The sequence below is a fragment of the Enterobacter sp. BNK-34 genome, from assembly GCF_048684445.1.
Lineage (GTDB): Bacteria > Pseudomonadota > Gammaproteobacteria > Enterobacterales > Enterobacteriaceae > Enterobacter > Enterobacter pseudoroggenkampii.
Window position 1 is genome coordinate 2,084,316 of the sequence record NZ_JBLQUA010000001.1, and the last position, 16,966, is coordinate 2,101,281.

Sequence of the window (16,966 nt, forward strand, 5' to 3'; positions counted from 1 at the left end):
GCGCATACTGCCTGTCATCTTAATCCTGATGATACGGAGTATTTTATGCCACTGGCGCTTCTTGCCCTGACGATCAGTGCCTTTGCAATTGGCACGACCGAATTTGTTATCGTGGGGCTGGTTCCCACCATTGCTAACCAGCTTGCGATCTCGTTGCCTTCCGCCGGGCTGCTGGTGTCCATCTATGCCCTGGGCGTCGCCGTCGGTGCACCCGTGCTGACGGCCCTGACAGGACGTTTTCCGCTTAAGCAGCTGTTAGTCGCGCTGATGGTGCTGTTCACCGCTGGCAACGTGTTGGCCTGGCAGGCACCGGACTACACCACGCTGGTCATCGCTCGTCTGTTGACCGGCCTTGCACACGGGGTGTTCTTCTCGATTGGTTCCACTATTGCAACCAGCCTGGTACCCAAGGAGAAAGCGGCGTCTGCCATTGCGATCATGTTCGGTGGGCTGACCGTCGCTCTTGTTACGGGCGTACCGCTGGGCACGTTTATCGGACAGCACTTCGGCTGGCGTGAAACGTTCCTGGCCGTCTCCTTACTGGGCGTCATTGCCCTGGTGACCAGCCTGCTGCTGGTACCGTCGAATATTCCTGGCCGGGCCAGCGCCAGTCTGCGCGATCAGCTGAAGGTGCTCACGCATCCGCGTTTGCTGATCATCTACGCGGTCACGGCACTGGGCTATGGCGGCGTATTCACCGCCTTCACCTTCCTTGCACCGATGATGCAGGACCTGGCAGGATTCTCCCCCAATGCCGTGAGCTGGATTTTGCTGGGATACGGTATTTCCGTTGCGATTGGCAATATTTGGGGCGGCAAGCTTGCGGATAAGCATGGTGCGGTACCGGCGCTGAAATTCATCTTCGCCGCCCTGGTTGTCCTGCTGATGATTTTCCAGTTCGCGGCTTCGCTACACTACGCCGCGCTGGTCACGGTGCTGGTCATGGGGATCTTTGCCTTTGGTAATGTGCCCGGGCTTCAGGTTTACGTTGTCCAGAAAGCCGAGCTCTATACGCCCAATGCGGTGGATGTGGCATCGGGTCTGAACATTGCCGCATTTAATATCGGCATCGCGCTGGGCTCTATCATTGGCGGACAAACCGTAGCGCATGTTGGATTAACCCAGACCCCGTGGATTGGTGCGGTGATTGTCCTGGTCGCCTTCCTGTTGATTGGCCAGAGTGGACGTCTTGATAAACCCGCTCGTGTCGCGCTGGGATAAAATCAGTAAGTGCTTGCTTACAAAACTGGAAAGCGGTTTCTCAGAAATTGCGTTGAAAGTATGACCTAAAGTCCCTATAACATTAGAACCAGTCCGTTTTCCGGGCTGGTTCATGTTACAGAGGCTGTTTCCAAAAGTGCGAAAAAATACCTATGCCATGCGTTATGTTGCCGGAATGCCCGCGGAGAGGATCTTGCCTCCGGGGTCATTTGCGAGCATAAGCCAGGCATTACCCGCCGGCACTCCGTTAAGCAGCGATGAAAAAATCCGTGTACTGGTGTGGAATATCTTTAAGCAGCAGCGTGCAGAGTGGTTATCGGTCCTCAAGAATTTTGGCAAAGATGCCCATCTGGTTCTGCTCCAGGAGGCGCAAACCACCCCTGAGCTGGTCCGGTTTGCCACCACGAACTATCTTGCCGCCGACCAGGTGCCTGCATTTGTTCTGCCACAACACCCCTCAGGCGTGATGACGCTTTCAGCAGCACATCCCGTCTATTGCTGTCCTCTGCGCGAACGTGAACCTATTCTGCGTCTGGCAAAATCGGCGCTGGTGACGGTCTATCCGCTGCCGGATACCCGTATGTTGATGGTCGTGAATATCCACGCGGTAAACTTCAGCCTGGGCGTGGATGTCTACAGTAAGCAGTTACTTCCCATTGGCGATCAGATAGCGCATCACAGCGGACCCATTATTATGGCAGGCGATTTCAATGCCTGGAGCCGTCCACGCATGAATGCGCTGTATCGCTTTGCGCGCGAAATGTCGCTGCGTGAAGTTCGTTTTAGCGATGACCAGCGCAAAAAAGCCTTTGGTCGTCCTCTCGACTTTGTCTTCTATCGTGGTTTGAGCGTGCATGACGCCTCTGTTCTGGTGACGCGCGCCTCGGATCATAACCCTCTACTAGTCGAATTCAGTCCCGGCAAACCTGATAAATAATGGTGTGTCAGGTCTGCCGTGGGGCAGGCCTGCGCGGGTGCTGCCCTTTATTTTTCACTCACAAAGGACAGTACGATGACAACAACACACTCCCAACATGACAACGTAGAAAAACAGTTTGGTTCTCAGGCAAGTGCCTATCTGAGCAGCGCCGTACATGCTTCTGGCCGCGATCTGGTGCGTCTCGGTGAACGTCTGGCGGCATTCCCGCAGGCCCACGTGCTGGATTTAGGCTGCGGGGCAGGGCATGCCAGCTTTACGGCTGCACAGCATGTCGCGCACGTTACCGCGTATGACTTATCCAGCCAGATGCTGGACGTCGTTGCCGAGGCGGCGAAAGCGAAGGGGCTGGACAACATTGATACGCGCCAGGGCTATGCCGAATCCTTACCTTTCGATGATGCGTCGTTTGAGGTGGTTATCAGCCGTTACTCCGCGCACCACTGGCATGATGTCGGCCAGGCATTACGCGAAGTCAAACGTGTTCTGAAGCCGGGTGGCATCTTCATTATTATGGATGTGATGTCCCCTGGACATCCGGTGCGCAATATCTGGCTGCAGACGGTCGAAGCGCTGCGCGATACCTCGCACGTGCAAAACTACGCCGGCGGAGAGTGGTTGTCATTCATCACTGAAGCGGGACTGATCGCGCGTGCGTTGATTACAGACCGCTTACCGCTTGAGTTCAGCTCGTGGATCGCGCGTATGCGCACCCCGGAAGCATTAAGCCAGGCAATCAGGCTGTATCAGGAGAGTGCGTCCGCAGAGGTAAAGGCATACTTTGAACTGCAGGACGATGGCTCGTTTACCAGCGATACCATCATGGCTGAAGCGCAAAAAGCGGGATAAACAAAAAAGGCACCGAGGGGAATCGGTGCCTTTTTATCTTTCGATCGTGCTATCAGGAGTCTGGCGTCGCGCTGTTCTTCACAAACAGCGTCAGCTGGTCGCCAGGTTTCAGATTGTCAGTATCATTGTTCCAGCGCATCACATCCTTGATGTTCACGCCGTGTCGTTTTGCGATACTGGACAGTGAATCGCCCTTGCGCACGCGATAGGTAATGCTATCGCTGTTGCTGGCGAGACGCTGTGCGCTGCTACCTGCACCTACCGTCAGAGTCTGACCCACTTTCAGGCCGGAGCTGCGCAGGTTATTCCACTGCTGCAGATCTTTCGCATTCACGCCAAGACGTGACGCAATGCCCGAAAGCGTATCACCTGAACGAACCTTATAACTGCGGCTGTTAACTGATGAGACATCCGCGATCAGCGTTGACTGAACGGCGGCGATTTCACCCGAAGCTAAAGACTCACGTAACTGCTCAGCATGTTTCTGCGGAACCATTACATACTGCGGGCCACTTGCCCCCAGGGTTGAGCCTTTAACGCCAGCATTAAAGGTTTTCAATTTACTTACCGACATACCCGTCATATCAGCAACCTGTTGAATATCAACCGGATTGCTGAGGCGAACACGCGCCAGTGCACGACTTTCGTCTGGTGTTGGCAGTTGTACACCGTAACGCTTGCTGTTCTTGAGAATATCGCTCAATGCCAGCATTTTCGGTACGTAAATCTTTGTTTCCTGTGGCAGTGAGAGCGACCAAAAATCGGTGGATTTACCCCGTGCTTTATTCGCTTTCATTGCCTTCAGTACACGACCTTCGCCACTATTGTACGCTGCGACCGTTAACAGCCAGTCACCGTCAAACATCTTGTTCAGACGTTGCATCATGTCGAGAGCGGCTGTCGTTGAAGCGACAACATCGCGACGCGCATCATAGTTGCGGGTCTGTTTCAGACCATAGTTTCGCCCGGTGCTCGGAATGATCTGCCAAATGCCTGCGGCATTGGCGCCAGACGTCGCGTGTGGGTCAAAAGCGCTCTCCACTATGGGTAGGAGTACCAGCTCCATAGGCATGTTACGTTTCTTAACTTGCCCGGCTATCCAGTACATATACGGCTCTGCCCGTAACGTTACATCGTGGAGATAGCTCTTATTACTTAAATACTTCTGTTTCTGTTCGCGAATCCGGGTATTTTCCGGAATTCCCATCTTTAGCTCGTCGCCAATAGAGGTCCACAAGTCTTGATCCTGCGCGAAAGATGTTCCATCGTCCATCCAGCGCGCCGAACTTGCAAACTTCCCTGCTTCCCCTTGACCAGCTGCAGAAAGGCTCTGTGCGTGCTGTTGTACGTTGCTGCCGTTCTGCGACTGGCAACCTACAAGCAGGACAGAGGCGAGTAATATCGCTTTTGCCTTCATGTGTGTGTCAATAGTTGCTTAAAAGACGAGCGATAATAACGGCGAAATTTTGAAAAGGCAACCCGCAATTATCTGAAGTTATCTTTCTTTGACCTTAACCATGCAAATCGCTGTTCTGGTTGTTGCAAATTTGTTTCTTGGTTAATTTTATTAATTAAATCAATATCATCTGTTCGTAAAAATAAATTAATTTGGCGCTCATTTTTCAGAATTACGGGTAGTGTTTTTTGGTCTTTTGCACGTAACTCCTTCACTTTGTGATAATAATCCTGAATCGCCCGATCCTCGGGTAAGAGGCTCACGGCAAACTTCATATTTCCTAATGTATACTCATGGGCGCAACAAATAATGGTGTCATCGGGTAACGCATTAATCTTCTGTAAAGACTGGTGCATTTGAGCTGGCGTGCCTTCAAACAGTCTTCCGCAGCCTCCGGAGAACAACGTGTCGCCGCAAAAAAGATAAGGTTTACTGTAGAAACACAGATGTCCCAAAGTGTGACCTGGTGTAGCAAATACGGAAAACTCCCACTCGCGTATGAGGATAGTTTCGCCTTCTTCGACTACTTGCGTGACGCCCTTATCTTGTGCCTCCGCCGGTCCGTAAACCACCAGATGCGGAAAATGAGCGCGCAGTTCAGGCACGCCGCCAGTATGATCGTGATGGTGATGCGTCAACAGAATGGCTTCCGGCTGCCAGCCGTTCTCTTTTATTGCGCGCAGAACGGGGGCGGATTCTCCGGGATCGACAATGACGCATCGGCGATCGTCGTCAACCAAAACCCAGATGTAATTGTCCTCAAAGGCTGGAATACTGATAAGATTCATACATTACCTCTTATAGCGTGGCGGGTGTTTTGATGAAACCGGCAAGGATACCTCAGACTGTCGCAGCACCGGAACGTTGGGCGGAATTGCCCTGGGGTGAATACTATCGCGAAGCGTTAGAACAACAGCTGAAGCCCTGGCTGGCGAAAATGTATGGCTTTCACCTGCTTAAGATTGGCAATCTCAGCGCGGAAATCAATACCGAAAGCTGCGCTATCTCGCATCAGGTCAACGTCTCTCTCGGCGGAGCGCCGGTTCAGGTGAAAGCAGACCCGTTGCATCTGCCGTTTGCGGAAAAATCCGTTGATGCCTGTTTGCTCGCCCACATGCTGCCCTGGTGCAGCGATCCGCATCGTCTGCTTCGCGAAGCCGATCGCGTGCTGATTGATGACGGCTGGCTGGTACTGAGCGGGTTTAATCCGCTAAGCCTGATGGGCCTGCGTAAGCTGGTACCGGTACTACGCCGGGCCCCACCTTACAACAGCCGGATGTTCACCATGATGCGCCAGCTCGACTGGCTTTCGCTGCTGAACTTTGAAGTGCTCTGCTACGGTGGTTTTCAGGTGCTGCCCTGGGCGCGGCAGGGGGGCGTTGTACTGAGTACCCACCTCCCCGCGTTGGGCTGTTTGCAGTTTATCGTCGCGCGTAAGCGAACCATTCCCCTTACGCTTAACCCCATGAAGCAGAGCAAGTCGAAAACGCCCATCCGCCAGACTGTCGGCGCTACGCGGCAGTACAAAAAAACCGATTAAACGTCGGGCTGATAGCCCGCATCTTCATGAGCGGGATTGGATGCCGCAGCACGCGCCAGTTCGTCGCAGCGTTCGTTTTCCGGGTGGCCTGCGTGGCCTTTAACCCACTCCCACTTAATCTGGTGCTGGCCCAGCGCAGCATCCAGACGTTTCCAGAGATCGACGTTCTTGACCGGTTTCTTATCGGCGGTTTTCCAGCCGCGTTTTTTCCAGTTGTGGATCCACTGGGTAATCCCCTGGCGCACGTACTGACTGTCGGTGCTTAACACCACGTCACAATGTTCTTTTAACGCCTCCAGCGCCACGATGGCCGCCATCAACTCCATCCGGTTGTTGGTGGTCAGAAAATAGCCTTCGCTAAAAGTTTTTTCGTGCTGGCGATATCGCATAATCGCGCCGTAACCGCCGGGTCCTGGGTTACCGAGACAAGATCCATCGGTGAAAATTTCTACCTGTTTACGCATCTCTGGTAGACTTCCTGTATTCGAAACGTTCAGTAAAACGATAAGTCTGACATAAATGACCGCTATGAGCACTGCAATTACTCGCCAGATTGTCCTCGATACCGAAACCACCGGTATGAACCAGATCGGCGCGCACTACGAAGGGCATAAGATCATCGAGATCGGCGCCGTTGAAGTGGTGAACCGTCGTCTTACGGGGAACAACTTCCACGTCTACCTCAAACCCGATCGGCTGGTGGATCCGGAAGCGTTCGGCGTTCACGGGATTGCCGATGAGTTCTTGCTGGATAAGCCGACGTTTGCGGATGTCGCTGACGAGTTCCTGGAATATATCAAGGGTGCCGAGCTTGTCATCCATAACGCCTCATTCGATATCGGCTTTATGGATTATGAATTCAGCAAGCTTAATCGTGATATCCCTAAGACGAACACCTTCTGTAAGGTGACGGACAGCCTGGCGCTGGCAAGGAAGATGTTTCCCGGCAAGCGTAACAGCCTGGATGCGCTCTGCTCGCGCTACGAGATAGACAATACCAAACGAACGCTCCACGGGGCGTTGCTCGATGCCCAGATCCTGGCGGATGTCTATCTGACGATGACCGGCGGGCAGACCTCAATGAAGTTCAGTATGGAAAATGAATCCCAGCAGACGCAAGGCGAAGCGGGCATTCAGCGTGTTGTCCGTCAGGCAAGTCGGTTGCGGGTTGTTTTAGCCAGTGATGAAGAGCTTCATAACCACGAATCCCGGCTTGATCTGGTCCAGAAGAAGGGCGGTAGCTGTATGTGGCGCGCCTGAAAAAACGCCGGAATGCCTGTAAAATCATCGTTTGGGCGATTTTTGCAGCAAACGATTCAAAACGCGAGAAAAAGCGTTGACGAGATCGGAGGCGCACCGTAATATGCGCCTCGTTCCCCAAACGGGAACAGTGGAGCGGTAGTTCAGTCGGTTAGAATACCTGCCTGTCACGCAGGGGGTCGCGGGTTCGAGTCCCGTCCGTTCCGCCACTATTCAGAAGGCCTGAATCAGAAATGATTCAGGCCTTCGTCGTTTCAGCATTCTGTAATCTCATCCCCTCAATTATCGTTAACAAAAAGTTAATATATATGGTGCAATTAATTAACAATTGCACAAATATAGTGCGTTATCTGCACTGGTATTGTGCATTTAACCACCGAACCTCCTTTCAGACCTCAGTCAGAATGTGTCTTTCTGTAAAAATAATTCACGCAGAATCATTTGGTTATCTCCCGCTTTCCAAAAAATAACCGAACCAATTGCGTATTGGTTTGGTTATTGCTTAATCATTAGCACGATAAGCTTCATTCCATATCAATAACTTATCGTTAATAAAAATAAAATTATGATGAAAGCGAGCGAACCAATATGGAAAAACCGTCACGGTTTCTGGCCAATTCCAGCACCGCGCTTGAGCAGCTGCGCGGGCTAATCAACCAGCATGAGTCAACACCAGGCATACCGCTGCCCACGGAACGTGAGCTGTCGGACACTCTCGGCGTAGGGCGACGTGAAGTGCGTCGTGCGCTGGACGTGCTGGAAGAAGAGGGGCGCATCTGGCGTAAGCAGGGCAAAGGGACCTTTATTGGTCCGGCGGCACCTGTTGAACCGCTGGCCCTTCAGGGATTGGTTCAGCAGACCAACCTTCTGGAAGTGATGGAAGCTCGTCTACAGCTCGAACCCGGCTTAGCCCGGCTTGCGGCACTGCGTGCCACCAGGGAAAACCTCGCGCTCATGCAGCGCATGCTGGAACGCATCGATAAGGTCAGCCCGGATGACCGCGATCTCAACGAACTGTGGGATAGCGCCTTTCACCGGGCGATTGCCGAGGCGGCGGGCAACCGCCTGATGCTCGGCCTGTTTGATGCCATTGATGCCGTGCGGCGTGAACCGGGCTGGCAGCATCTGCGCGAACTGGCACGCACCCCCGAACGTGTCGACAGCTATAACGACCACCACCATAAGATCATGGCTGCGATTATCCATCGCCAGCCTAATGAAGCCGCGGCCGCCATGCGCGAACACCTGCTCAGCCTGCAAACCGCCCTGATTCAGGCGATCCACCTCGAGGACGACTTCACGCCATGACGACAATACCCTTTAAGGACGCCACGCCCGTATTGCGAGTGCAAAATCTCAACGTTACGTTTGCTGGCTCGCCGGTTAGCGTGCTTGATGGTATTTCTCTGACCGTCAGGGCGGGCGAAACGCTGGCGCTGGTGGGGGAGTCCGGCTGCGGAAAAAGTATCACCTCACTGGCGCTGATGGGGTTACTGCCCGCCAGCGCGCGGATCGTCAGCGGGGAGATGCAGTTTCGCCGCCACGACCTGCTAAAGCTCTCACCGCGCGAATATGCCGATCTGCGCGGCAGCGAGTTGGCGATGATTTTTCAGGAGCCGATGACCTCGCTCAATCCGGCGTTTACGCTGGGCGATCAGCTTAGCGAAGCGGTTATGCGCCACCAGAACGTCTCGCGCGCAGAGGCGATGAAGGTCGCGCTGCAGATCCTCGAGAAGGTACAGATCCCGGCGGCAGAGATGCGTCTCAAGGCTTACCCTCACCAGCTTTCCGGCGGCATGCGCCAGCGCGTGATGATTGCGATGGCGCTGATTAACCATCCCAAACTGCTGATTGCTGACGAGCCCACCACCGCGCTCGACGTCACCATCCAGGCGCAAATCCTTGCCTTGCTCAACGCCTTAAAAGAGGAAACCGGCACGGCGGTGCTGATGATCACCCACGATTTAGGCGTGGTGGCAGAAGTCGCCCAGCAGGTCGCCGTGATGTATGCCGGGCAGGTGGTGGAGCAGGGGAGCGCGGAGGCGATATTTGCCGATCCGCAGCACCCGTACACCATCGGCCTGATGGGCTCGATCCCCTCGCTGGGCGCACGCAAGGGCCAACTCTCCACCATTCCCGGCGCGGTCCCGCTCCCGGAATCCATGCCGAAAGGCTGCCGCTTTGCCACCCGCTGCCCGTTTGCGCAGTCCCGCTGCCATGATGAAAAACCGCAGCTCGCCACGCTCGGCGCGGGCCATCAGGTCGCCTGCTTCCGCGTGCCGCTCGAACAGCACATTGCCCTGGGAGAAATCGCATGACCACGCCCATTCTTGAAGCCCGTGACCTCAGCAAGCTTTTCCCTGGCCCCAAAAAGCTCTTTACTCCGGCACGGTTTGTCACGGCGGTCGATCGCGTTTCGCTTGCCGTGATGCCGGGCGAAACGTTGGCGATCGTCGGCGAATCCGGCTCCGGAAAATCCACGCTTGGCCGTCTGCTGCTGCGCCTGCTGGCCGCCAGCGAAGGGCGCGTGTTTTACCAGGGGGAAGAGATCACGCATGCCTCGGGTGCGCGCCTCAATCAGCTCCGGCGCGAGCTGCAGATCATCTTTCAGGATCCCTTCGCCTCGCTAAACCCGCGCATGACGGTGGAGCAGATCGTCGGTGAGCCGCTGTGGCTGCATCAGAACATGAAAAAAGCGGATCGCCAGTACCGCGTTGCCGAGTTGCTCAAGACTGTAGGCCTGCCCGCCGCCTGGGCCGGCCGGTATCCGCACGAGTTTTCCGGCGGGCAGCGCCAGCGTATCGGCATTGCGCGCGCGCTGGCCTCGGGACCGAAGCTGCTGCTGGGTGATGAGCCGGTATCCGCGCTGGACGTCTCCGTTCAGGCGCAGGTGGTCAACCTGCTGGAAAGCCTGAAGCACCAGCTGGGGCTGACGATGGTGATTGTCGCCCACGGCCTGGCGGTGATCCGCCATATGAGCGACCGCGTGGCGGTCATGTATCTCGGGCAAATCGTCGAGCTTGCCACCGTGGATGAGATTTTTGACGCGCCGCTGCATCCCTATACCCAGGCGCTGATCGCCTCGGCGCCGCAGATGCAGCCGGGCATTGAGCGAGATGCGCCGCTGCTGCAGGGGGATCTGCCCAACCCAGCCAGCCCGCCGTCCGGCTGTCGTTTCCACACCCGCTGCCCGTACGTCACCGACGAATGCCGCCAGGTCGAGCCGATCAATCAGGTGCTCGACGGCGGGCGTCAGGTTGCCTGCCACCGCTGGCAGGAGATCAACCGCGATCGCAGCGTTATCCAGATTGCACCGCCATCCGCCGCTTTTCTGCGCCGCCGCGCGCTGTTTGAACACGCGGCCACTCACTCGTCCCTTCCTTCAAGGAACTCATGATAATGACAATGCGTAATTCTCTTTTGACCGTACTGGGAAGTGTTATGTTGCTTGGCGCGGCGCTGCCCGCCCATTCTGAAAGCGTGCTGCGAATCGGTCTGGGCGCTGACCCGGACATGCTCGACCCGCATCTGGCGCGCACCTACTATGGCCGCTTCGTGTTTGCCTCCCTGTGCGACAGACTGGTGGACGTGGATGAAAATCTGAAGGTCGTACCCGGTCTGGCCAAAGACTGGGCGTGGAGTGCGGACGGTAAAACCCTGACGCTCAATCTGCGCGAAGGCGTCACCTTCCACGACGGTGAGAAATTCGATGCCGCCGCGGCAAAATACAACCTCGACCGCGCCCTGACCTTAAAAGGCTCCCTGCGTAAGAGCGAGATCTCCTCCGTTGAATCGGTCGAGGTCACCGGCCCGATGCAGATTGCGCTGCACCTGAAAACGCCTGATGCGGCACTGCTGATGCAGCTCACCGACCGCGCGGGCGCGATGATGGCCCCCGAGGCGGCGAAAAAGCCTGACTTTGCCGCCCATCCCGTCTGTTCCGGCCCGTATAAATTCGACAGCCGCGTGTCCCAGGACCGTATTGTTCTGACCCGCTTCGACAACTACTGGAACAAAGACGCCTACCACTTCGACAAAATTATCTATCTGCCGATCCCGGATGCCTCTGTGCGCCTCGCGAACCTGCGTGCGGGCGATCTCGACCTGACCGAAGGCATCGCCGCCAGCGATGTGAAAACCGTCGAGGCTGACAGCAAGCTGGCGCTGGCAAAGGTAACGGGTCTGGGCTATCAGGGCATCACCTTTAACATCAACAACGGCAAGGTGCCTGCGAACGATCCGTTTAAGGATGCCCGCGTGCGCGAGGCTTTCTCGCAGGCTATCGACCGCGATGCGCTAAACCAGGTGGTCTTTGAAGGGCTCTACACCCCGGCCAACCAGGCGTTTTCACCGGTCAGCCCGTATCACGTTAACCTGCCGGTCCCGCCGCGTGACGTCGATAAAGCCAAAGCGCTGCTGAAAGCCGCCGGTGTGACCGCGCCGCTGACCGTCAACCTGCTGGTGCCGAACAACCCAACCTCGCAGCAGGTGGGGCAGGTATTGCAGGCGATGGTGGCCGAGGCGGGCTTCACCCTGAACCTGCAGATGACCGAATTCGCCACGCTGCTGGATCGCCAGCAGAGCGGAGACTATCAGCTGAGCTTCTCCGGCTGGTCGGGACGCCCGGATCCGGACGGCAGCATCTACGGCTTTATCAACAGCAAAGGCACCCTGAACGACGGCCGCTACAGTAACGCGCAGGTTGACGAATGGCTGACCCAGGCGCGCCAGAGCACCGACCAGGCCGCACGCCAGCCGCTGTACGACAAGGTGGTGAAGCAGCTGCAAACCGACATGCCGATTGCCTACCTCTACTTCGAGCCGCGTATTTTCGGCCTGAACAAAAGCGTGCAGGGCTTTAAGCCTTACCCGGACGGCATCGTGCGTCTGGCGGGTTTGACGCTGGCGAAATAACCGTCCTGAGGAGAGCCCATGCTGGAACTGATTTGCAAACGTCTGCTGCTGGCCGTCCCGACGCTACTGCTGGTGAGCATGATGGTGTTCGGGCTGCAAAAGTTGCTGCCCGGCGACCCGCTGATCGCCATGGCCGGCGAGGAGCGCGATCCGGCGGTCATCGCTCAGCTGCGTGCGGAGCTGAACCTCGATGCGCCGATCCCCGTGCAGTATTTCCACTGGCTGACGCGGGCGCTGCAGGGCGATCTGGGCGTCTCCTTACGCACGCACGAGCCGGTGACGCAGCTGATTGCCAGCAAGCTGCCGGTCACGCTGGAGCTGTCCCTGCTGGCGATGATTATCGCGCTGGTGTTTGGCATCAGCATGGGGATCCTCGCGGCGGTGAACAAAAACAGCTGGGTCGATCACGGGGCGAACTTCGTGGCGATCTCGGGGATCTCGATCCCGCACTTCTGGCTGGGGATCCTGCTGATTCTGGTTTTTTCGGTGAACCTGCAGTGGCTACCCGCCTCCGGCTACGTGCCGTTCAGTGAAGATCCGATCCAGAACCTGCGCACGCTGCTGCTGCCCGCGTCCGTTCTCGGAACGGGCCTCGCGGCAACGCTGATGCGCCATACCCGCGCCTCGATGATTGCCGTGCTGAAAGCGGATTACATCCGCACCGCGCGCGCTAAGGGGCTGCTGCCGAAGGCGGTGATCTTAAAGCACGCGTTTCGCAACGCGCTGGTGCCGGTGATTACCCTCACCACGCTGCTGTTTGGCGAGCTGCTGGGCGGTGCGGTGCTGACCGAGCAGGTTTTCACCATTCCGGGCTTCGGCAAGATGATCGTCGACTCGGTATTCAACCGTGACTACGCGGTGGTGCAGGGTGTGGTGCTGATCGTGGCAATCGGCTTCCTGATGCTCAACCTGCTGGCCGACGTGCTCTACGTCCTTATCAACCCGAAAATGCGAGGTTAACCATGGCGGAACTGACGACGCAAACCGTTACGCCCGCGCTGCCGCGCGCGCAGAACCGGGTACTGAAGAAATTCCTCGGCAATAAAAGCGCGGTGATTGGCGCGGTGGTGGTGGGGTTCTTTGTGCTGGTGGCGCTGCTGGCGCCGTGGATCGCCCCGTTCGATCCGGTGAAAGCCAACTTCCTGGCGGTGCGCAAAGCGCCGTCGGCGATGTACTGGTTCGGCACCGACGAGCTGGGGCGCGACATCTTATCCCGCATTATCTGGGGGGCTCGCACCTCGCTGATGGCGGGCTGTATGTCGGTCGTTATTGCGGTGGTTATCGGCGTGCCGCTGGGGCTGGTGGCGGGCTACTTCCAGAAGATGTGGGACGGCGTGATCTCGCGCTTTATCGAGGCGCTGCTGGCCTGTCCGTTCCTGATCATGGCGATCGCGCTGGGGGCATTTTTGGGCCCAAGCCTGACCAACGCGATGATCGCCATTGGCCTCTCCGCGATGCCGATCTTTGCCCGCCTGACGCGCGGCCAGGTGATCGCCATTCGCAACGAAGAGTATATCGACGGCGCGCGGGCGATTGGCCTGCCGGATCGCTGGATCATCATTAAATACGTCCTGCCCAACGTGATGTCGCCGATCCTGGTGCAGGCCACGCTGGCGATTGCCTCGGCGATAATCGCTGAAGCCAGCCTGTCGTTTTTAGGGCTGGGACAGCAGCCGCCCAATCCGTCCTGGGGCTCTATGCTCAACACCGCTAAAGGGTTTCTTGAGCAGGCCCCGTGGATGTCCATTTTCCCCGGCGTGGCGATTTTTCTTGCCGTGCAGGGCTTTAATTTACTCGGCGACGGGCTGCGCGATGCGCTCGATCCGCGCCATGACTAAGGAGTCATGATGACCAAAGCGCTTGATTTTACGTCCGGTTACGATTCACGCCGCCCGCCGATGCTGGGCCATAACGCCGTTGCGACGTCTCAGCCGCTGGCGGCGCAGGCGGGCATGAAGATGCTGCAGCTGGGCGGGAATGCCGTGGATGCGGCCATTGCCACCGCGATGGCGCTGACGGTGGTCGAGCCGACCGGCAACGGGATTGGCAGCGACGCCTTTGCCATCGTCTGGGACGGCGAAAAGCTGCACGGCCTGAACGCGTCCGGTCGTTCGCCTGCGAGCTGGCATGCGGATCTGTTTGCCGGTAAAACCACGGTGCCGGAAATCGGCTGGGACGCGGTGACCGTGCCGGGCGCGGTATCCGGCTGGGTCGCCCTGGCGGAACGCTTCGGCACGCTGCCGCTGACTACGCTGGCGCAACCCGCCATTGACTATGCGCGCAACGGTTTCCCGGTCTCGCCGCTGATTGGGCATCTCTGGCAGCGCGGTTATAGCAAGCTGAAAGATCAGCCGGGCTTCAGCGCCTGCTTCGCGCCGGAAGGCCGCGCCCCGCGCGTGGGGGAGATCTTCCGCAACCCGGCGCAGGCGAACTCGCTGGAGCTGATCGCCCGCACCAACGGCGAAGCCTTTTACCGCGGCGAGCTGGCGCAGAAAATCGCTGCTTTTGCCAAAGAACATGGCGCGCACCTGACGGCTGAGGATCTGGCCAACCACCGCGTGGACTGGGTCGAACTGCTGTCGCGCGACTTCGCGGGCGGTTCGGTGCAGGAGCTACCGCCTAACGGCCAGGGGATCGCCACGCTGATCGCTCTCGGCATTCTTGATCAGTGCGGCATTGAGAAGCATCATCCGGATTCCGTGCAGTCTCTGCATCTCTCCATTGAGGCGATGAAGCTGGCGTTGGCGGATCTCGACCGCTACGTGGCGGATGAAGAACACATGGCGTTCGCGGCGAAAGAGCTGCTGAGCGACCATTACCTGAAGTCGCGCGCGGCGCTGATCAACCACGACAGCGCATCTGATTTTGTCTACGGTTCCCCGACGCAGAGCGGCACGGTCTACATCAGCACCGCGGATGCCAGCGGGATGATGGTCTCGTTTATTCAGTCCAACTATATGGGCTTTGGGTCAGGCATCGTGGTGCCGGATACCGGGATCAGCCTGCAAAACCGGGGCTGCGGGTTTGTGCTGGATCCGAATCACCCGAACGCGCTGGCGGGCAGCAAGCGTCCGTTCCACACCATCATTCCGGGCTTTGCGATGGACGGCAACGGCCAGCCGCTGATGTCCTTCGGCGTGATGGGCGGCCCGATGCAGGCGCAGGGGCACATGCAGATGGCGCTGCGCATCATGCTGCACGGGCAAAACCCGCAGGCCGCAATCGACGCCCCGCGCTGGCGCGTGGTGCAGGGCAGGGAGGTGATCGTTGAATCAACGTTCGATCGCAATACGATTGCCGCGCTGCGCGAACGCGGGCATCAGATCGTGGTGGAAGATCCGCTGCAGGATTACAACTTCGGCGGTGCGCAGGTGATCTATCGCCTGCCGGAAGGGCACTACGTGGCCGCGACGGAAAGCCGCAAGGACGGGCAGGCGCTGGTGAGTTAATGTTTTATCCTCCCTCTCCCTTTGGGCTGAGGGATCCCCGGTAATTTTTTAGCCGGAAGCGATAAATATTGTTTCAGGATAATTCATGACTTACAGCGATGCCCTGATCCGGCTGTAAATCGCTGAGGCGTTTCCTGTAGGCCGGGGCGAGGCGCAGGGATGCGCCGAGAGGGCGGGCTTTACATGGACGTTGCCTCCGCCCGTCCCCGACAAGCCGGAAGGAATAAGCCGAGGGCACCGCGAAGCGGCGATTTACCGCCGGGAGCCCGGGTCGCTAGGGTGGTGGCGACTGAGCCACCCTGGCACGTTCACAGGTTGTGTCGTTACAGAGTAGCGAGGAACATAAAGTGAACGGAATAACCTCCGCAGTCGTATGTTCCCCCTCACCCCAGCCCTCTCCCTCAAGGGAGAGGGAGTCGTCTTTGCTGGCATTATTTTATGGGGATCCCTCAACCCTTTGGGTGAGGGGAAAATTTCAGCCGATGCTAAACGGATCCGCATCCTGCCACGCCGGAAACTTCTCCCGGTACTCTTTCAGCGCCGTTAACGACAGCTCCGCATCAATGCGCGTCGCCTGGTGCGGCTCGGCGGTGGCGATGATCTCGCCCTGCGGATTCACCACCCGACTGTCGCCGCGATAGTGATGCCCGTTGCCGTCCGTTCCCACGCGGTTACAGCCCACCACGTACGCCTGGTTCTCAATCGCGCGCGCCACCAGCAGCGACTGCCAGTGCAGGGAGCGCGGAGCAGGCCAGTTGGCGACATACAGCGCCAGGTCGTAATCGTTGCGGTTGCGCGACCACACCGGGAAACGCAGGTCGTAGCAGACCAGCGGCAGAATACGCCAGCCGCGCCACTCAAACACCACGCGCTCGTGACCCGCTTCATAGTGATGATGCTCATCCGCCATGCGGAACAGGTGGCGCTTATCGTAGAAATGCACTTTCCCTTCCGGCTCCACCAGCAGGAAGCGGTTCACCGGCCCGCGTTCGGTTTGCAGGGCGGCACTACCCGCGATCAGCGCGTTGGTCTGCTGAGCTTTGGCATGCATCCAGGCGACCACCTCATCCTGCGGCATTGACTGTTGCGCCGCTTCCATGGCGAAGCCGGTCGTGAACATCTCCGGCAGGACAATCACATCACGCCCGGTAATGCCTTCCAGTTGACGATCAAAGTGGCGCAGGTTGGCGGGGCCATCCATCCACACTAAAGGTTGCTGCAAAATAGAAATCTTCAGACCAGGCACAATTCAGACTCCTCAAACGACCACTTTTTGACACTGTAGCACGACATAACGAGAAAATGTGGCAATAAAAAACCCCGCGCGAGGCGGGGTTTGT

At 57.5% G+C, this 16,966-nt stretch carries 16 protein-coding genes and 1 tRNA gene; 13 read left to right on the forward strand and 4 right to left on the reverse strand.

The features are described 5' to 3' along the window. The first annotated feature begins 45 nt into the window (after window positions 1-45). From ACMGG5_RS10065 to ACMGG5_RS10075, 3 genes are all read left to right on the forward strand, one after another. The gene (locus tag ACMGG5_RS10065; RefSeq protein WP_420277807.1) at window positions 46-1,221 is read left to right on the forward strand and encodes an MFS transporter; all 1,176 of its coding nucleotides are present in this window, start codon (window positions 46-48) and stop codon (window positions 1,219-1,221) included. Between the two features lie 136 nt (window positions 1,222-1,357). Then, the gene (locus ACMGG5_RS10070) at window positions 1,358-2,158 is read left to right on the forward strand and encodes an endonuclease/exonuclease/phosphatase family protein (RefSeq protein ID WP_024909448.1); all 801 of its coding nucleotides are present in this window, start codon (window positions 1,358-1,360) and stop codon (window positions 2,156-2,158) included. A 75-nt stretch (window positions 2,159-2,233) separates the two neighbouring features. Next, complete coding sequence (locus ACMGG5_RS10075; protein WP_420277808.1) at window positions 2,234-3,007, forward strand: class I SAM-dependent methyltransferase; 774 nt, start codon at window positions 2,234-2,236, stop codon at window positions 3,005-3,007. A 52-nt stretch (window positions 3,008-3,059) separates the two neighbouring features. Here the strand turns inward: ACMGG5_RS10075 and mltD are convergent, their stop codons facing one another. Both mltD and gloB read right to left on the reverse strand, forming a co-directional pair. Then, entirely contained in the window at window positions 3,060-4,424 is a 1,365-nt protein-coding gene (mltD, locus tag ACMGG5_RS10080; RefSeq protein WP_032645479.1) for a murein transglycosylase D, read from the reverse strand. A 68-nt stretch (window positions 4,425-4,492) separates the two neighbouring features. Beyond that, window positions 4,493-5,251 carry a hydroxyacylglutathione hydrolase gene (gloB, locus tag ACMGG5_RS10085; protein WP_024909451.1) on the reverse strand — a complete coding sequence of 253 codons (759 nt, stop codon included), beginning with the start codon at window positions 5,249-5,251 and terminating at the stop codon, window positions 4,493-4,495. Window positions 5,252-5,283: 32 nt separating this feature from the next. Here gloB and ACMGG5_RS10090 point away from each other — a divergent pair, with 32 nt between their 5' ends. After that, the gene (locus tag ACMGG5_RS10090; protein WP_420277809.1) at window positions 5,284-6,003 is read left to right on the forward strand and encodes a class I SAM-dependent methyltransferase; all 720 of its coding nucleotides are present in this window, start codon (window positions 5,284-5,286) and stop codon (window positions 6,001-6,003) included. Here ACMGG5_RS10090 and rnhA read toward each other — a convergent pair. Then, window positions 6,000-6,578, reverse strand: a complete 579-nt coding sequence (gene rnhA / locus ACMGG5_RS10095) for a ribonuclease HI (protein WP_175557791.1) — start codon at window positions 6,576-6,578, stop codon at window positions 6,000-6,002. The genes ACMGG5_RS10090 and rnhA overlap by 4 nt on opposite strands. Here rnhA and dnaQ point away from each other — a divergent pair. The 9 genes from dnaQ to ACMGG5_RS10140 all read left to right on the forward strand — a co-directional run bounded on the left by dnaQ (window position 6,532) and on the right by ACMGG5_RS10140 (window position 15,626). Beyond that, complete coding sequence (gene dnaQ, locus ACMGG5_RS10100) at window positions 6,532-7,263, forward strand: DNA polymerase III subunit epsilon (protein ID WP_055726119.1); 732 nt, start codon at window positions 6,532-6,534, stop codon at window positions 7,261-7,263. The genes rnhA and dnaQ overlap by 47 nt on opposite strands. Window positions 7,264-7,395: 132 nt before the next feature. Then, window positions 7,396-7,472: transfer RNA gene (locus tag ACMGG5_RS10105), tRNA-Asp, on the forward strand. Between the two features lie 379 nt (window positions 7,473-7,851). Further along, complete coding sequence (locus tag ACMGG5_RS10110) at window positions 7,852-8,571, forward strand: FadR/GntR family transcriptional regulator (RefSeq protein ID WP_024909454.1); 720 nt, start codon at window positions 7,852-7,854, stop codon at window positions 8,569-8,571. After that, window positions 8,568-9,581 (forward strand): ABC transporter ATP-binding protein, encoded by a 1,014-nt coding sequence (locus tag ACMGG5_RS10115; protein WP_420277810.1) that lies wholly within the window; start codon window positions 8,568-8,570, stop codon window positions 9,579-9,581. Before ACMGG5_RS10110 ends, ACMGG5_RS10115 begins: the two co-directional genes overlap by 4 nt. Beyond that, complete coding sequence (locus tag ACMGG5_RS10120) at window positions 9,578-10,660, forward strand: ABC transporter ATP-binding protein (RefSeq protein WP_032646950.1); 1,083 nt, start codon at window positions 9,578-9,580, stop codon at window positions 10,658-10,660. Before ACMGG5_RS10115 ends, ACMGG5_RS10120 begins: the two co-directional genes overlap by 4 nt. A gap of 2 nt (window positions 10,661-10,662) precedes the next feature. Then, a complete protein-coding gene (locus ACMGG5_RS10125) occupies window positions 10,663-12,177 on the forward strand; it encodes an ABC transporter substrate-binding protein (RefSeq protein ID WP_024909457.1) in 1,515 nt (504 codons plus the stop codon). A gap of 18 nt (window positions 12,178-12,195) precedes the next feature. Further along, the gene (locus ACMGG5_RS10130) at window positions 12,196-13,137 is read left to right on the forward strand and encodes an ABC transporter permease (RefSeq protein ID WP_015571382.1); all 942 of its coding nucleotides are present in this window, start codon (window positions 12,196-12,198) and stop codon (window positions 13,135-13,137) included. A 2-nt stretch (window positions 13,138-13,139) separates the two neighbouring features. Then, a complete protein-coding gene (locus tag ACMGG5_RS10135; RefSeq protein ID WP_024909458.1) occupies window positions 13,140-14,015 on the forward strand; it encodes an ABC transporter permease in 876 nt (291 codons plus the stop codon). 9 nt (window positions 14,016-14,024) lie between these two features. Then, entirely contained in the window at window positions 14,025-15,626 is a 1,602-nt protein-coding gene (locus tag ACMGG5_RS10140) for a gamma-glutamyltransferase family protein (protein ID WP_420278615.1), read from the forward strand. Window positions 15,627-16,101: 475 nt separating this feature from the next. On the opposite strand, the gene ACMGG5_RS10145 is transcribed toward ACMGG5_RS10140, so the two are convergent. Continuing rightward, on the reverse strand, window positions 16,102-16,872 hold the full coding sequence (locus ACMGG5_RS10145) for an amidohydrolase (protein ID WP_061771816.1): 771 nt from the start codon (window positions 16,870-16,872) through the stop codon (window positions 16,102-16,104). Between the last annotated feature and the right edge of the window lie 94 nt (window positions 16,873-16,966).

What these genes read in the sequence shown, in the direction of transcription:
- ACMGG5_RS10065 (WP_420277807.1), top strand. Translation starts at nt 46, where the DNA reads ATGCCACTGGCGCTTCTTGCCCTGACGATCAGTGCCTTTGCAATTGGC.
- ACMGG5_RS10115 (WP_420277810.1), top strand. Translation starts at nt 8,568, where the DNA reads ATGACGACAATACCCTTTAAGGACGCCACGCCCGTATTGCGAGTGCAA.
- ACMGG5_RS10140 (WP_420278615.1), top strand. Translation starts at nt 14,025, where the DNA reads ATGACCAAAGCGCTTGATTTTACGTCCGGTTACGATTCACGCCGCCCG.
- ACMGG5_RS10075 (WP_420277808.1), top strand. Translation starts at nt 2,234, where the DNA reads ATGACAACAACACACTCCCAACATGACAACGTAGAAAAACAGTTTGGT.
- dnaQ (WP_055726119.1), top strand. Translation starts at nt 6,532, where the DNA reads ATGAGCACTGCAATTACTCGCCAGATTGTCCTCGATACCGAAACCACC.
- ACMGG5_RS10110 (WP_024909454.1), top strand. Translation starts at nt 7,852, where the DNA reads ATGGAAAAACCGTCACGGTTTCTGGCCAATTCCAGCACCGCGCTTGAG.
- gloB (WP_024909451.1), bottom strand. Translation starts at nt 5,251, where the DNA reads ATGAATCTTATCAGTATTCCAGCCTTTGAGGACAATTACATCTGGGTT.
- ACMGG5_RS10090 (WP_420277809.1), top strand. Translation starts at nt 5,284, where the DNA reads ATGAAACCGGCAAGGATACCTCAGACTGTCGCAGCACCGGAACGTTGG.
- mltD (WP_032645479.1), bottom strand. Translation starts at nt 4,424, where the DNA reads ATGAAGGCAAAAGCGATATTACTCGCCTCTGTCCTGCTTGTAGGTTGC.
- ACMGG5_RS10125 (WP_024909457.1), top strand. Translation starts at nt 10,663, where the DNA reads ATGACAATGCGTAATTCTCTTTTGACCGTACTGGGAAGTGTTATGTTG.
- ACMGG5_RS10130 (WP_015571382.1), top strand. Translation starts at nt 12,196, where the DNA reads ATGCTGGAACTGATTTGCAAACGTCTGCTGCTGGCCGTCCCGACGCTA.
- ACMGG5_RS10135 (WP_024909458.1), top strand. Translation starts at nt 13,140, where the DNA reads ATGGCGGAACTGACGACGCAAACCGTTACGCCCGCGCTGCCGCGCGCG.
- ACMGG5_RS10120 (WP_032646950.1), top strand. Translation starts at nt 9,578, where the DNA reads ATGACCACGCCCATTCTTGAAGCCCGTGACCTCAGCAAGCTTTTCCCT.